The organism is Halanaerobium sp. MA284_MarDTE_T2 (assembly GCF_003337245.1).
Lineage (GTDB): Bacteria > Bacillota > Halanaerobiia > Halanaerobiales > Halanaerobiaceae > QPJE01.
This window is the reverse complement of sequence record NZ_QPJE01000037.1, coordinates 1-16,053: the sequence shown is the minus strand read 5'-3', so window position 1 is coordinate 16,053 and position 16,053 is coordinate 1. Positions and strand designations below refer to the sequence as shown.

General features: G+C 34.1%; 12 protein-coding genes and 1 pseudogene. 2 read left to right on the top strand and 11 right to left on the bottom strand.

Annotated elements, in window-relative coordinates; all coding sequences use genetic code 11:
* Positions 1–226: 226 nt before the first annotated feature.
* The 10 genes and pseudogenes from DFR78_RS10925 to DFR78_RS10880 all read right to left on the bottom strand — a co-directional run bounded on the left by DFR78_RS10925 (position 227) and on the right by DFR78_RS10880 (position 12,191).
* Positions 227–874: an L-fuculose-phosphate aldolase gene (locus tag DFR78_RS10925; protein WP_114458877.1), complete on the bottom strand. Its 648-nt coding sequence runs from the start codon at positions 872–874 to the stop codon at positions 227–229.
* A 58-nt stretch (positions 875–932) separates the two neighbouring features.
* A complete protein-coding gene (gene fumC, locus DFR78_RS10920; protein ID WP_114458876.1) occupies positions 933–2,324 on the bottom strand; it encodes a class II fumarate hydratase in 1,392 nt (463 codons plus the stop codon).
* A gap of 208 nt (positions 2,325–2,532) precedes the next feature.
* Positions 2,533–3,495: pseudogene (locus DFR78_RS10915) on the bottom strand (acyl-CoA dehydratase activase); the annotation flags it as partial.
* Positions 3,496–4,578: a 2-hydroxyacyl-CoA dehydratase gene (locus DFR78_RS10910; RefSeq protein ID WP_114458874.1), complete on the bottom strand. Its 1,083-nt coding sequence runs from the start codon at positions 4,576–4,578 to the stop codon at positions 3,496–3,498.
* Positions 4,579–5,610 (bottom strand): acyl-CoA dehydratase activase-related protein, encoded by a 1,032-nt coding sequence (locus DFR78_RS10905; RefSeq protein ID WP_114458879.1) that lies wholly within the window; start codon positions 5,608–5,610, stop codon positions 4,579–4,581.
* 129 nt (positions 5,611–5,739) lie between these two features.
* Positions 5,740–6,717, bottom strand: coding sequence for a type I phosphomannose isomerase catalytic subunit (locus DFR78_RS10900; protein ID WP_114458873.1), 978 nt, complete (start codon positions 6,715–6,717; stop codon positions 5,740–5,742).
* Positions 6,718–6,770: 53 nt separating this feature from the next.
* Complete coding sequence (locus DFR78_RS10895; RefSeq protein WP_114458872.1) at positions 6,771–8,924, bottom strand: cell division protein FtsA; 2,154 nt, start codon at positions 8,922–8,924, stop codon at positions 6,771–6,773.
* Positions 8,925–9,134: 210 nt separating this feature from the next.
* On the bottom strand, positions 9,135–10,637 hold the full coding sequence (locus DFR78_RS10890; protein WP_114458871.1) for a tripartite tricarboxylate transporter permease: 1,503 nt from the start codon (positions 10,635–10,637) through the stop codon (positions 9,135–9,137).
* 39 nt (positions 10,638–10,676) lie between these two features.
* Positions 10,677–11,147, bottom strand: coding sequence for a tripartite tricarboxylate transporter TctB family protein (locus DFR78_RS10885; RefSeq protein ID WP_114458870.1), 471 nt, complete (start codon positions 11,145–11,147; stop codon positions 10,677–10,679).
* 96 nt (positions 11,148–11,243) lie between these two features.
* Positions 11,244–12,191, bottom strand: coding sequence for a tripartite tricarboxylate transporter substrate binding protein (locus DFR78_RS10880; RefSeq protein WP_199505615.1), 948 nt, complete (start codon positions 12,189–12,191; stop codon positions 11,244–11,246).
* 456 nt (positions 12,192–12,647) lie between these two features.
* Here DFR78_RS10880 and DFR78_RS10875 point away from each other — a divergent pair, with 456 nt between their 5' ends.
* Complete coding sequence (locus DFR78_RS10875) at positions 12,648–13,865, top strand: Tm-1-like ATP-binding domain-containing protein (RefSeq protein ID WP_114458869.1); 1,218 nt, start codon at positions 12,648–12,650, stop codon at positions 13,863–13,865.
* A 16-nt stretch (positions 13,866–13,881) separates the two neighbouring features.
* The gene (locus DFR78_RS10870; RefSeq protein ID WP_114458868.1) at positions 13,882–14,712 is read left to right on the top strand and encodes a phosphoenolpyruvate hydrolase family protein; all 831 of its coding nucleotides are present in this window, start codon (positions 13,882–13,884) and stop codon (positions 14,710–14,712) included.
* Between the two features lie 149 nt (positions 14,713–14,861).
* Here DFR78_RS10870 and DFR78_RS10865 read toward each other — a convergent pair whose 3' ends face one another.
* Entirely contained in the window at positions 14,862–15,917 is a 1,056-nt protein-coding gene (locus DFR78_RS10865) for an HD-GYP domain-containing protein (RefSeq protein WP_114458867.1), read from the bottom strand.
* Positions 15,918–16,053: the final 136 nt, after the last annotated feature.

Sequence of the window (16,053 nt, the reverse complement as noted above, 5' to 3'; positions counted from 1 at the left end):
TTATTAGCTAAACATAATAATTGAAATTCAAAACCGTCTGCTATTTTCTCGGGGCAAGCCCACGAGGTTTGCTAGCAGACTATAACTTCTATCACGAATATCATTCTATATGAATAATAATTCAATAAAATTATGGATATATCAAATAAATATATGATCTATTCTCTCTAATATAAAATCTGCCCTATTTTCTTTAACATCAGCAATGGTAGTTAAATCAAATTAATTAACTACGTGCCTGTCCATATGTCTTAAATTTCTTCTGCATTTTTTTCATTTCATTATCAGATAAAATGACAGGCTCACCAATTGATCTGGCTCTATAATATGTTTCTGCAACATATTCTAATTCTTCAGCTGTATTAAATGCATTTTCAATACAGTCTGCACCAGTTAGGAGGCCATGATTTGCCAGCAGAACCCCATATCGATCTTCCATAGCTGCAAATGCATTTTCTGCCAGTTCTTTTGTTCCATATGTAGCATATTCAGCACACCTTATATTTTTTCCAGCCAGTGCTATCATGTAATGAGAAGCCGGAATCTGTTCTCTTAAAATTGAAATAGTTGTGGAATAAACTGAATGACAGTGTACCACTGAAAAAATATCATCTCTTTTTTTGTAAAATATTTTATGCATAGCATATTCACTTGACGGCTTTCTGCGGCCTTCAACTACATTACCCTCTAGGTCCATTACAACAACATCTTCTAATCTGATATCAAAGTAATCTATACCGCTCGGACTAATAGTCATAAGTCCTCTTTCAGGATTATAGATACTCAAATTGCCGCCTGTTCCTTTTGTTAACCCAGAAGTAACCAGCTTCTTTCCATACTTTATAATTTTTTCTCTTTCTAATTCTAACTTCATGTTTGTCCCCCTTATATATAGCTATTAATATTTTCATTACTGCAAAATTTTGCTTTATTTATAAATTGGGTTCTGCCATTTTTTTAGGATCAACATAGCTGTCAAATTCTTTTTCTGTAAGATAGCCGAGAGAAACAGCAGCATTTTTGAGAGTTATATTTTCTTTATAAGCTTTACCAGCTATTTCGGCTGCCCTATCATATCCAAGTACAGGATTTAAGGCTGTGACAAGCATCAGTGACTGATCAAGATAATTTTCTATTTTTTCATTGTCTGCTTCAATTCCTTCAAGACATCTTATGTTAAATGAATCTACTGCATCTGTCAGCAGAGTTACAGACTGAAGAATATTATAAATTATTAGAGGTTTACAGACATTTAACTGAAAATTACCACTACCTCCACCTATATTAACAGCTGTATCATTTGCCATAACCTGTACAGCAACCTGTACCAGTGCCTCCGCCTGAGTTGGATTAACTTTACCCGGCATAATAGAACTTCCCGGTTCATTTTTCGGTATTTTTATCTCTCCTATACCACATCTTGGGCCAGATGATAACCAGCGGATATCATTACCTAACTTCATTAAAAAAGATGCAAAAGTTTTTAGGGCTCCACTAAGATTTACAAAACTATCGTGGGCGGCAATACCTGCTGATTTGCTCTTCATTGGCTCAAATTTCAGTCCTGTTTCTTTATTTATATATTTTATAATTGTTTTATCAAAATTAGCTTTAGTATTTAAACCTGTTCCAACTGCAGTTCCGCCAATTGGAAGATGTTTTATATATTTTAAAGCATCTTCTATAACTGTCAGACTCTGTTCAGCCTGAGCTGAAAATGCCTCAAATTCCTGACCAAGTTTAATGGGAGTCGCATCCATAAGATGGGTGCGTCCTACTTTTACAATATCTTTAAACTCATCCGCTTTTTTATTTAAAACAGAGATTAAATTTTCCAATACAGGAAAAAGTTCGTTTTCTATTTTTAATGCTGCTGCTACAGACATAGCTGTAGGAAACGTATCATTGGAAGACTGAGACATATTTACATGATCATTGGGGTGCACCGGTTTTTTGCTTCCAATCTCTTCTCCTGCAAGTTCAGAAATACGGTTACTTATAACTTCATTAACATTCATGTTGGTCTGAGTACCTGAACCAGTCTGCCAAACTGCCAGGGGGAAATTATCATCTAAAACACCTGCTGTTATTTCTTCAGCGGCTTTAATAATATAATCTCTTTTGGTCTTATCCAGCAGACCTAAATCATGATTGGCAGCAGCTGCAGATTTTTTAATAACTGCATAAGCATTAATAATCTCTTTAGGTATTTTTTCTTCCCCAATAGGAAAATTTTTTCTGGCTCTTTCTGTCTGAGCACCATAATACCTATTTCCTGGAACTTTAACTTCGCCAAGACTATCTTTTTCAATTCTGTAATCCATTTTTTCACCAGCCTATTTTAACCTTTTATTATTTTTTAATACCACTTATCTCTTCACTTCTTTCAAGTTCTTCTAATTCCTGCCTCACTATTTTTTCTTTATCTTCATTATTTTTGTAAATATCATTTTCACTCTTATGTTTAGACTGATTTTTTTGTAAATTACTGCTTGCATCTCTTCTGTTTAAATCCATTCTAACCCTGTCTTCCAGTGAAGCAGTCCATTTTCCACATCTGTCACCAGTAACTGCTATTATTTTTTCATCAGCAATAACTTCTATAACCTCACAATTGTTAGCACATTCTCCACACTGAAAACTCCTGGTCTTAAACTCTTCAGTTGTTATTTCAAAACCTCTAAACCCTGTTTTGATTTTATTTCTTAAAATATCTCTCCTGGCCAGCATTGCAATACCTACTGCACCCATAACATCATAATATTCCGGCACAATTATTTCTGCATCCAGCTCTTCCTCAAAAGCGGCTTTTATACCTGCATTAGCAGCAACACCTCCCTGAAATATATATTTTTCTTTTAAAACTCTGTTTCGAACCAAATTGTTCATATAATTTCTGACAAGCGCTTCAGAAAGTCCCTTAATTATCTCTGGTTTGGTAAACCCATACTGCTGTTTTGAGATCATATCAGATTCTGCAAATACCGTACACCTACCTGCAATGCGAACATCTCGCTCAGCCTCAAGGGCCAGACCGCCAAATTCTTCAATAGGTATGCCAAGCCTTTCAGCCTGGTGGTCCAAAAATGAACCTGTGCCTGCTGCACAGACTGTATTCATTGCAAAATCAACGGCTAGTCCATCCTCAACAATTATTAATTTGGAATCCTGACCACCTATTTCGAAAATTGTACCAACATCAGGATAATAATATGTCGCAGCTCTTGCATGGGCAGTTATTTCATTTTTTACAGTATCTGCTCCAAGAACATAAGCAATTAGCTGCCGTCCGCTTCCTGTTACTCCAACTCCTCCCATTCGGTATTTATCAAAATTAATTTTTTTCTTAAATTGTTTTAACCCGTTTTTTACCACATCAATTGGATTTCCTGAATTTCGTTCATATAATTTAAACATAAGCTCATTATTTTTATCCAGTGCAACTATATTGATGCTGACTGAACCAATATCGACACCTAAATACAAATTTTCCACTCAAACAACCTCCCTGTACCTCTTTTCTCTAATCATATCTAAAAAAGCCTCTATTCTGGTCAAAATATTAGCATCAGCAGTCTGCTCATCTATTGAAATAGTGAGAATGGGAATATCATATTTTTCGGATATTGAATCCGCAACACTCTGAGATATTAATTCCGGCAGACAGGCAAATGGTTTTAAATGTATAATTCCATCAAAACCCCTTTCTTTAAAATCCAGAATATGTCCGATGTTTTCTCGTGCATGGCCGCCTATATTGATCTCAATAAATTCTCTGCCCTTATTCGCTATTTTTTCCAGATCTCTGCCGGCAAAAGGTATTATATTTTCTTTTATCCATTCAGATAAATATTGAGATCTTTCGGTTTCAAATCCAAAATAGTTTACCTTTTCTTCAATCTGATAATTTATAGACTTCTCCAGAACTACAAATATTTCTCCAACAATACCAATGCGGTATCTTTCTTTTTCAGCTGGAATGGTATTGTTAAATTCTGACAGTTTATCAATATATTTTGCTTTTAAGTTTTTTACATCTGATAAATTTTTAATTTTATAAAAATTTTTTTCAATATCCATCCAGATCTTATTAAATTTTGAGTTTTTATTATAGGCTCTTAAGATTTCCACTTTTCTTTCCAGTTCATCCAGAGCCTGTGCCATTTTATAAACTATATTGATAGTCTGTAATACTTTAATCCATGAATTATTTCCTTTCAGCTTTTTTAATATATTATAAAAATACTTATAATCATCTGAAGGTGCATCAATTATTATCATTTCCACATCATAACCTAAATCAGCTAAAATTCTTTTGTGTGCTTCACCATAATATCCGGCCCGGCAGGGACCGTGTCCACCACTTGTAACAAATGTATCTACATCTTCCTCCATCAGTTTAAGATATGTGCCGGTAATAACCTTAAAGGGGAAACAAGCAAATTCAGGGCTGTATTTTACACCTAAATCAATTACTTCCTGATTAGGTCTGGGAGGCATTACTATATCATGTCCCAGCAGCTCCAGCAGTTTTGCATATACTATTGTTGGCCCCATATAAGGAAATGAAAGCTTCATTCAGCACTCCTCCTTTTTTAACCTCAATAGATCTACAAATGCTTCTATTCTGGTAATTATATGGCTTTCACCGGTCTGTTCATCAATCCTCAGAGTCATAAAGGGTTTATTATAATTTTTTGCATCAAACTCTAGAATCTGGCTTAAAACTGAATCAGGGCCACAGCCAAAAGCAGTTAAATGAATGATTCCATCTATCCGCTTATTTTTAAGATAATATTCACAGGCTCCATACAATTTATTTGTAAACTCCCAGAACATTGGCTTGCGCAATTTTTTTAATTCTGACTCAATAATTTCTTCTTTTACCATCGAAAAAGTATGGACTCTAACTCCCAACTCTTTACATTTTTTAATTATATCCATGTTTATATAACTGTCATAAACATTATAAACATATCCAATCAGTGCAATATCAATAAATTCCTCTCTGCCGAAGCTTTCCTGCTGCTTGCTCTGGGGCAGCAGAGAAGATTGCTCCAGATCGGCAATAATTTTTTCCAGACTTTTTATATTATTTGCTTTTAAAAAATCATCAATTAAATAACCAGAAAATAATAATTCTCTAAATCTCTCCCAAAAAAGTGCTGATTTTTTAAGGGCAGATTTCATATCAAATTTTGATCTGTTCAACTTTTCCTTAAGATTAATAAAATTATGATACTGAGAAATATTATCACTCTTTGATTTAATTATATCAGATATAATAATATTTTTAAATTCTGGAAAGGTATGTTTGATTAAATCAGGCAGTCCCAAAAATTTAGGACACATTACAGTTCCTTTTTTTAGTGATTTAAATCTTGGTAAATATATGTAATCTACTTCCTTTTCCTTTAAGTTTAATATATGTCCTACCATAATTTTTATGGGAACACATATTTCTGAAATTGCATTTTTTGTACCTTTATCAAGGAGTTTCCGAGAAGTATTATCAGAAACTACAAGCTCTATATTTAGTTCATCAAATAATTTAAACCAGAAGGGAAAATAATAATAATATAATAATGCTGCTGGCAATCCAACTTTTATTTGTGACATATTTAGGCCCACACTTTCTTCTTTTATAAAAAATTTATCTAAAACAGCCAAGAAAACTCCATCTAAATCTTGTTTTTTAATTTAGATGGAGAGGTTCACTAACACAGCTAAAATCTGCTTCTATTCAATAATACTCAAAATATCTGTTTCTGTCTTCTTTATATCTGGCACATAACTTCTCAATAATATCAGCTCACCTGTTATGCTGTATTCTCCGGCATAGGCGGGTATTAAAATACTATCAGCTTCTTTAATTTCTAAAGATTTATCATTCCAGTTTATTGTTCCACTACCTTTTACAGCTGTATAAATATAAAAACGGTTCTTTTCCCCGGAACTTCTGTAGCTGCTGTTTATTTCGATCATATCCAGGGCAAACTTTTTGTTTAAACAATAATATGTAATATTATAACTGTCATTTTCAACTTTAAGTCCTTTTCTTCTTTCAGCTTGAACCCCAAAATCAATTGCTTCTAAAGCTTTATCAAGATGAAGTTCCCTATCTCTTCCATAATCATACACTCTGTAAGTTGTATCACTGCTCTGCTGTACCTCTGCCAGAAATACACCCGGTCCAATTGCATGCAGAAGTCCTGCCTTAACAAAAAAAACATCGCCTTTTTTAACCCTAATTTTATTAATATAATTATCAATCTCATTATTTTCTACTGCTTTTTTAAATTCATTTTTCGAACAGTCTTTTGTACCAGCAATTACATAAGATTCTGGTTCAGCATCAATAATATACCAGGCTTCATTTTTAGCTGATACATTTTCATTATCTTCTGCAGAGTCTTCATCAGGATGAACCTGAATAGAAAGTTTGGACTGTGCATCAATAATTTTTATTAAAAGTGGGAAATCACTGTTTTTTAATTTTTCTCCCAGTATCTGAACCGGAAACAACTCACAGAGTTCTTTCAGATTTTTACCTGCCAATTTTCCGTTTTTTACAACACTTATTTTATCATCATAAGCTGATATATCCCAGCTCTCACCAATATCACCATCAGGAAGGTCATCTCTATAATTTTTTAATTTTCTACCTCCCCAGATCTTAGCAACATATTTATGATCAAATTTTAGTGGATAAAACATCTCTGCCTCCTTATATAAAACATCAGATTAAATTTAGATTGGATTTTTAAAATTCATTTTTTATCAGGAGCAATATAAAGCTTATCTCCTTCAGTTATTTGGGCTGATAAATCTGCTTTGCTGCCATTTATTTCAATTATTAAACTGTCCAGCATGGATTTTGATATATTATAATTTATATATTCAAAAACTCCTCTAACTTGGAGTGGCTTAGATTCAGCCTCTATTTGGTCACCTTCTTTTATTTTATAATTAAGATCTTTTTCCTCTCCATTTACTGTCAGCTTCCATATTTTATCCGGTATATTTAAACTGCTGCCGTTAAAAACAAAGTTTATATTTTTATGTCCTTTAGATTTTAAAAATTCAGCAGCTGTCAATCCTGGAGTGTTTTTTTCTTCTATTTCCAGATAAAGATTATTTTCCAGTTTTCTATCTGGATTAACCTCTCTGCCATTTTCTTTAATTATATAAAGAGAATCAGTTATTTTTTCTTTTTTTCCATTAAAATAAAAGCTAAATTTTTTATTATCCAACTTTTTAGAAGGTATTTCAAGAATTTGAGACAGTCCATCTCTAATTGTCCTGGGAACTGTGTAGTTTATTTCTGAACCATCTTTAAGGATGCTGTCAGGACTGAGCAGTTTATTATTTTGATAGATTTTTGTACCAACACGATTTTTACTGCCGTTTAAATACAGATTATAATCAACAATATCTTTTTCTGGAATAACATCCTTTATCAATGCTTCTGCATTTTTGCCCGGTTTAGCCGGTTCAAATATTATATTATCTCCAGAGCTTAATTCTGTATCAAGCTCTGCCTTTTTGTCATTAAGGAGCAGCTCCCCGGGCTGGCCCAATTCCCCCTTTATTACTTTCATTTTACCATTAACAGTACATGTCAATCCCATACCGGGAGATGCAGTTAATTTTCCGATATCTATGTCTGCAGCAAGCAGAGCATCAGCCACTGTTGGCTTAGATATGCTGAGCAGATTTACAGCTTCATTATTTACAGAAACATCAATAAAAACTGCCCTGTTTTTTGTTTCACGAGCAGTTACAGCAATACCGATCGGTGTCAGTGTCTGTGCAGAATTGATATTATCAATCTCGCCTGCTACATTATCAAGATCATCTTTATGCCTGATTCCAATTCGGCTTTCTATTAAATCAATTTTTTCTGCAAATTTATTTTTTAATTCAGGAGTTAAACTACCTCCACCTATAAATATAACGGCCTGGGGCGGTGTTTTATTAATCTTCAAAATACTGGCTGCAACTGCATGTGTTAAATCATCCAGTTCAGGTTCCACTGCTTTTTTTATGTCTTCTCTAGTGATTTCAATTTCGTCACCGAGAATAGTTCTGCTTTTTAAAATTTCATTTTCACCGTAACTGCATTTTATTTTTTCAGCAGAATTATAATCTATCAAAAATTTTTCGGATATTTTTTCTGTTATTTCATCACCAGCAGTTGGTACCATATCATAACCAATAATTGATCCTCCCTTGGTTACAGCTATGTCAGAAGTACCAGCACCTATATCTACAAGAGCAAGATTAAAACCTCTCATAGATTCTGGAATTACTACCTGAGAAGCAGCAATAGGCTCAAGTGTTATGTGATCAACCTCCAGACCAACACTACTGATAACAGACAGTAGAGAATCTATTACGACTCTGGGTAAAAAGGTAGCTACAAGATCTACCCGCAAATTTTTGCCCCGCTGACCAACCAGACTTCCTATTTCCATATTATCTAAATAATAACTGCTGACAGTGTAACCGACAAAATGATAATTTAAATAAAAGTTTTCTTTTTTATCCGATTTTTTTAAACGATTTTGTGCTGCCTGAATTGCTAATATTTCCAGACGATTAACATCTCCATTTTTAATATATCTGCTTTTTTCCAGATCAATTTCAGCACTTTCCGAAACTGTTTTTAGAGCACGACCAGCTGCAGCAACAGCAGCTTTATTTAAAGTAATGCCTGATTTAGCTTCCAGCTCCTCCTTTACCTTCTTTACCTCTGCAGCAACATCAGCAACATTGTGAATTTGGCCATCAAGCATAGCCCTTGTCTGATGTTCACTAACAGCTGAGTTTATAATTTTATATTTTTTTCCTTCTTTTTTTACCAGCAGTCCAATAATAGTTCTTGTTCCAATATCCAGAGCAAAAGTAATCTCTTCGGTCATATTTTAATTCCTCCCAGGCAAATTCAAAAAATTTCAAAATATTTAACTCTGATATTATATTTCTAGATGAAAAACTATATCCCTTTAAAGATTTATACAGCTTAATTTAAAATCATTTTTTTCACAAATCATTCAAGAAAAAACCACACCTCTTGATCAAAGTGTGGTTAATTGATTTCAAATATTTAATTTCTAGTTTAAGTTTATTTTTTAAGACTCTGCCCTATTTTTCTTCATTTTATTATTCTGCCAGTAAGCATAAAAAATCGAGATAACACCAAGTAATAAAAATCCAAGTGAAATTGGTCTTGTAAAAAACAGAGTCCAGTCTGAACTTGTCATCATAGCTCTTCTTAAGTTTGTTTCTGCAATTGGACCCAATATAACTCCCAGAATAACCGGTGCCAGTGCAAAATTATATTTTTTGAGAAAATAACCGACAACTCCCATTACAAATAGGATATAAAGATCAGAGTACCTATTATTTAATAGATATGAGCCGATCACACATAATGCCATAACTGTAGGAACTAAAATATATTTGGGAATCTTTGTTATCTTTAAAAACAATCTTGCTCCAAAAAACTGAATGATAAGCATAAAAAATGTAGCAACAAAAAATCCAACAAATATTGTACCCACAATATCCGGATTATTCCTTATCAACATCGGGCCCGGATTAATACCGTGCAGCTGCAGGGCAGCAAGCATTACTGCACTAACCGCACTTCCCGGGATACCAAGAGCAATCATGGGAATTAAACCTCCGCCTGCTGTGGAGTTATTACCGGCTTCAGATGCAATAATTCCATCTGCAATACCTGTACCAAAAAGCTCTGGATGTTTTGAACCTTTTTTTGCCTGATCATAGGCAAGAATATTGGAGATACTGGCTCCAGCACCAGGAATTGCTCCAATTAAAGAACCAATCAGAGATGATCTTATCAAATTAAACGGCTGAGATAATACTTCTTTCATAGTTGCAAATGGTTCGAACTTTATTTTACCTGTCACAAGTTCTTCCCCAGATTTAACCTCATCTTTTGCCTCAAGTTCAGTCAGCAGTCTGGAAACAGCGAATACACCAATTAAAACTGTTAAAAACGGTACACCTGCTTCCAAAAATAAAATACCAAAAGTAAATCTTGTAAATCCACTCATCGGATCAAGGCCTACTGTCGCTATTAAAAGCCCCAGTGAACCGGAAAGCAAACCTTTTATAACCGAATCACCGGTAATACTTGCAATTATAGTTAAAGCAAAAACAATTAAAGAAAAATATTCCCATGGACCAATCTTCATGGCAAGATTTGCTACCTGTGGAGCAAGAGTAATTAAAAGGATCATGCTTATCAGAGAGCCAAAAAACGAAGCCCATATTCCTATCCCAAGTGCACGACCTGGCTGACCTTTCTGCACCATTGGAAAAGCATCAAAAGTTGTTGCTACAGCAGAAGGGGTACCTGGTATACCGATCAATGATGCAGTTATTAAACCTCCAGAAAGTCCGCCCACAAAAACTCCCAGCATTGTTGCCAGGCCAACATTTGGTGACATTCCAAATGTAAATGGCAGTGTTAAAATAATAGCCATAGTAATAGTAAATCCTGGAATAGCACCTGCTATAATACCTGCCAGTGTTCCTAAAAACATATTAAAAAGTAAATGAAAACTTAAGATTTCTTCAAATCCAAGTACCAGCATTTCTATCATTGGACATCCCTCATTTATTAATTATATTAAATTTAAGTTCTATTCAAAAAATATTCCTGGTGGGAAAATAACGCTCAAATAACTCTGGAAAAAATAATATGAACCCAGACTTAAAAATAGAGCAATTGAAGTTATTATAAAATATGTTTTTCCACTCTTCTCCTCTGGTCCAATCATAAATTGAGTTAGAAAAACGAATAAAAATGTAGAGATTCTAAAACCTATAAATTTCATCAGCAAAATATAAAGCAAAAAATTAAAAAGTGATATAAATATTAGCTTATAATCTCTAAAAATTTTTTTGAAATTAAATTCAATTTTTTTAAAATCTTTTGCTCTTAATTTTTTAATGATAAGTGCAGCTGCTAAAATCCCCATAATGACCACTATTAATCTTGGAAATCCGGCCGGGCCAAGTGGATCATACTGAGATTCTGGAAGCTGAAATGTTTGAATAAATATAACTATACTCAGTAATAAAAATATAATACCTGCTGTCAATTCACCCATATTAGCCTACTCCTTTACTATCATTATAAAATTACCTGCAGAGAAGTGATAAGCTCTCTGCAGGTATAAATTAATATTTTTTCTAAATAATATAATTTATTTTATCTCTTCTGCTACTGAAGCAATATCAGCATCTAATTTTTCTAGATATGCCTTATAATCTTCATGTCCCCTAAACTGAACTTCTGATCCTGTTTTTTCTACTGCTTCAATATACGCTGGATCATTAGCCGTCTTTTTTAGTGCTTCTTCTAATGTTTTTACAATATTTTCTGGAGTTCCTTTTGGCAGTACTATACCGCGCTGTACAGTCCAGATCATATCATAACCCTTTTCCCTAAGTGTTGGAATATCAGGCATTTTTTCAGAGCGCTCCTCACTTGCAAAAGCAATAAATTTAAAATCTCCATTTTCGACAAACTGATTACCTGAAGCATAATCAATCATGGCTATATCTATAAATCCACCAGCAAGTGCCTGCACTCTTTCTCCTGTACCTTCATAGCTTACATACTTAAATTTGGTATCAAGTGCCTTTTCAAAAATTGCTGCCCAGATATGTGGTATACCTTTTAAAGTAACACCAACACTAATTTCTCCCGGATTATTTTTAGCATATTCTGCCAGTTCTTCAACAGTATCATAAGGTGCATCTTTTCTTACGGCAAGAAACTGAGGAGAACTTGTCATTGCTGCTACAGGAATAAAATCATCCCAGTTCAAATCTGTTATTCCAACATGATATGCTGCCAGTAAACCTTCATGAATCTGACCAATGGTATATCCATTACCCGGTTTATTTTTCAGTTCGCGCAGCCCTACTGTACCACTAACCCCAGGTTTATTAATGACCGGAACCGGTACACCCAGATATTTTTCTGCATGTTTAGCCACAATCCTCATTAAAGTATCACTACCTCCACCTGGAGACCATGGTACAATAAACTGAACTGCTTTTTCTGGATATTCTGCTGCTGCAAACATACTTAACATTGAGACCATTAACACCATCATTGCAACAATACTCACTACTTTTCTGCTCATCTTTTTAATTCCTCCTTTAAAATTTGCATTTCTGTACCATTTTTTCTAATACTTTACTGCTTTAAAGCAAAAATAATTTTTTATGGTTATAATAATACCATAAAGTTTTGTTAATGTAAACTCAAATTAAAACAACAAGAAATTTTTCCCATTTTTTAAATTATGCTGCCAAACAAAGTGATGAAAGTGATGTTAGTATATTGAAATTTCTAGTATATGAGTTTGAAAATTATATTTATAGCGAAATCTCTTTTTTGTAACTCTAAAAATAATTTTAGGGAAACTCCTTTTTAAAAATAATTTGACAATTTAGAATATTTGTAGGACAATAATTATAGAAAACCATCAGTAACACCACAGTTCCAGGTCTTTTCTCACTATCTCAGGAAATTTTGGAATTTTTGAGAAGGGAGGGAATATTTTTTTGGAAAACTCTCATTCTAAAGGAGGTTGATTATGGAGAAAAATATTGCTGTTCTGGGTACACTTGATACTAAAGGTGAAGAGTTCCAATATGTAAAAAATGTAATAGAAAAAGAAGGTCTGGGCACAGTTGTTATTGATGCTGGTGTAATGGAAAAGCCTTTTTTTACTCCTGATATTGGAAGAGCTGAGGTGGCGGCTGCTGGCGGAAAGACAATAGAAAAACTGCGCAGTGATGAAGACCGGGGACAGGCAATGGAAGTTATGTCAAATGGCGCTGCTGAAATCGTCGAAAACCTTTATAAAAATAAAAAAATCAATGGGATTATTTCTTTAGGCGGTTCTGCCGGTACTACTATTGGAACTACTGCTATGAAAAGATTACCTGTTGGTGTGCCAAAAGTTATGGTATCTACTCTTGCTTCTGGAGATACCAGACCATATGTTGGTATTAAGGATATTACAATGATGTATTCAGTTGTGGATATACTGGGAGTTAACAGCCTTTCTTCTCAAATTCTTGCAAATGCTGCTTTTGCAGTAGTTGGTATGGTTAAGGGAAGTAAACCTGAATTAAAAGAACACAAACCACTGATAGCTGCTACAATGTTTGGAGTTACCACACCGTGTGTCACAGAAGCCAGAAAATATCTTGAAGAACACGGATATGAAGTTCTTGTTTTCCATGCTACTGGAACCGGTGGAAAAGCTATGGAAAGTTTAGTAGAAGAAGGGTTTATTAAGGGTGTTCTGGACATAACTACCACAGAATTATGTGATGAACTTGTTGGTGGAGTTTTATCTGCTGGCCCGGATAGACTTGAAGCTGCAGGCAAAAAGGGAATTCCTCAGGTTGTATCTACAGGAGCTTTAGATATGGTCAACTTTGGTCCGATCGATTCTGTACCAGATAAATTTAAAGACAGAAATCTTTATAAACATAATCCAACTGTAACACTTATGCGGACAACTGTAGAAGAAAATCGGAAACTTGCCGAAATAATTGCAGAAAAATTAAATAAAGCAGAAGGAAAAACTGCTCTCTTTCTGCCTTTAAAAGGTGTTTCAATGATTGATGTGGAAGGTCAGCCATTTTATGGTCCTGAAGAAGATAAAACTCTTTTTGAAACTTTAAAGGAAAAAATAAATAAAGATCGAGTGGAAGTCATTGAAAAGGATACTGATATAAATGATAAAGAATTTGCCAGAATGATGGCAAAGAAATTGATAAATTTGATTGAAAATCAATAAAAGGGGGATGAAGGTAATGGCATTTACACGCAGTGAAATAAGAAAACGTCTTCAAAAAGAAATAGATAGAGGCAGAACTGTTGTAGGAGCAGGGGCTGGAACAGGTATATCAGCAAAGTTTGCTCAAAAAGGTGAAGTGGATTTAATTATAATCTATAATTCTGGAAGATACAGAATGGCTGGTCGCGGATCTCTGGCAGGTCTTCTGCCATATGGAGATGCCAATGGAATAGTTGTGGAGATGGCATCAGAAGTACTCCCCGTTGCAAAAGAAACTCCAGTTCTTGCAGGAGTATGTGGTACTGATCCTTTTAGGTTGATGGATATATTTCTAAAAGATTTGAAAAATATGGGTTTTTCAGGAGTTCAAAATTTTCCTACTGTGGGTTTAATTGATGGTGTATTTAGACAAAATCTAGAAGAAACTGGTATGGGGTATGATCTGGAAATTGAAATGATAAGAAAAGCCCATAAGCTTGATCTCTTTACTGCTCCCTATGTATTTAACGAAGAAGATGCAAAAGCAATGGCAGAGGCCGGAGCTGATGTTCTGGTGGCACATATGGGTTTAACTACCAGTGGAAGTATTGGGGCAGAGACAGCTCTTACTCTAGAAGAAAGTGTTAAAAAAGTTCAGAATATAGCAGACGCCGGTAAAAGTGTTAATCCGGATGTTATGGTTATCTGCCATGGTGGTCCGATTGCAATGCCTGATGATGCAGAATTTGTCCTCAAGAGGACAGAAAATGTGGTTGGATTCTTTGGTGCTTCCAGTATTGAAAGACTTCCTACTGAAGCAGCAATAACTGAACAAACAAAGAAATTTAAAAATATTAAAATAAAATAATAGCTGCTTGCTTTTGTAAACCTCTCCATCTAAATCAAAAACAAGATTTAGATGGAGTTTTCTTGGCTGTTTTAGATAAAAATTTTAAGGGTTGATCTCTGTTTAAATGAGTCAGCCCTTAATCTCTGCTTATTTTTTCACCTGCTGAGTTATAATATCACTTTTTCTACAACAATGTTCAGATGTTTAATAAGATCCAGCTCTTTTATTTTCTTTTTTCCATCTTTATCTTCAATTATTCTAACTATAGGACGTGTAGGAAAACCAATATTCTGTTCGGAAATAATACCCCGGTCACCAGTGCTTAAAATAACTTCTGATCCATTGGGATAAAAAGATATTTTGCGCAGAAACTTTTTGACAAATGCATAATCAAAAAGTGTTTCTGTGTTATTCATTATATATTCAGCAGCTCTATATGTCGGCCAGCGATCTCTATATACCCTATCACTGGTGAGAGCATCAAATACATCTGCTATTGCAGCAATTCTGGCAAATTCATGAATATTATTTCCTTTTTGGCCGCGGGGATATCCCGAACCATTAACCCGTTCATGGTGTGAATAAGCCACTATTCTCGACAGAGGACTAACAGTTTCCAGCTGCTGCAGATGTTCAAAACCAAGCTGAGGATGTTTTTTTATTACACTATATTCATAATCATCCAAACGGTCAGGTTTATTTAGTATTTTTTCAGGAATTAAAACTTTGCCGACATCATGCAGCATTCCTCCCATCCCAAGTTTAAAAAGATCATCTGGGGAATAATTCAGAATTTTCCCAAGTGCAATACATACAATCCCTACATTTACAGAATGATCATAAGTATAGGTGCTTGTGGCTTTTATATCAGCCAGATTGAGGAGAACATCTTCATTTATCTCCAATTCAGCCTGAATATCTTCAATAACTGATTTAAATCCTTCAATATCGATATTAAAAACACCCTTTTTTATTTTTTCAAAATTCTTCTTTATGATAGCTTTTCCTTTTCTTCTTGTTTTTTCTTTTATAACTTCATCTACTTTAATATCTCTTGAATATTCATCTTCCACATAAAGATGTTTTACTCCTATTGCCAGCAGTTTATCTTTATATTTATAAAGATTCTTCACTCCCTTATTTAGTAAAATATTTCCATTGTCATATATTGCTTTGGCAAGTGTCATATTCTCTTTTAAATCTTCTGTTAAAACAAGACGCATAGACTAAACCCCTTTATTCCATTATTTTATATTAAATACTATGATTGTAACACAAAAACATTAAGCATATTCAATCTAAACTAAGCTTTTAAATCTAAAAATTAGTTCTCAACAACAAAAAAATTGAATATCACAG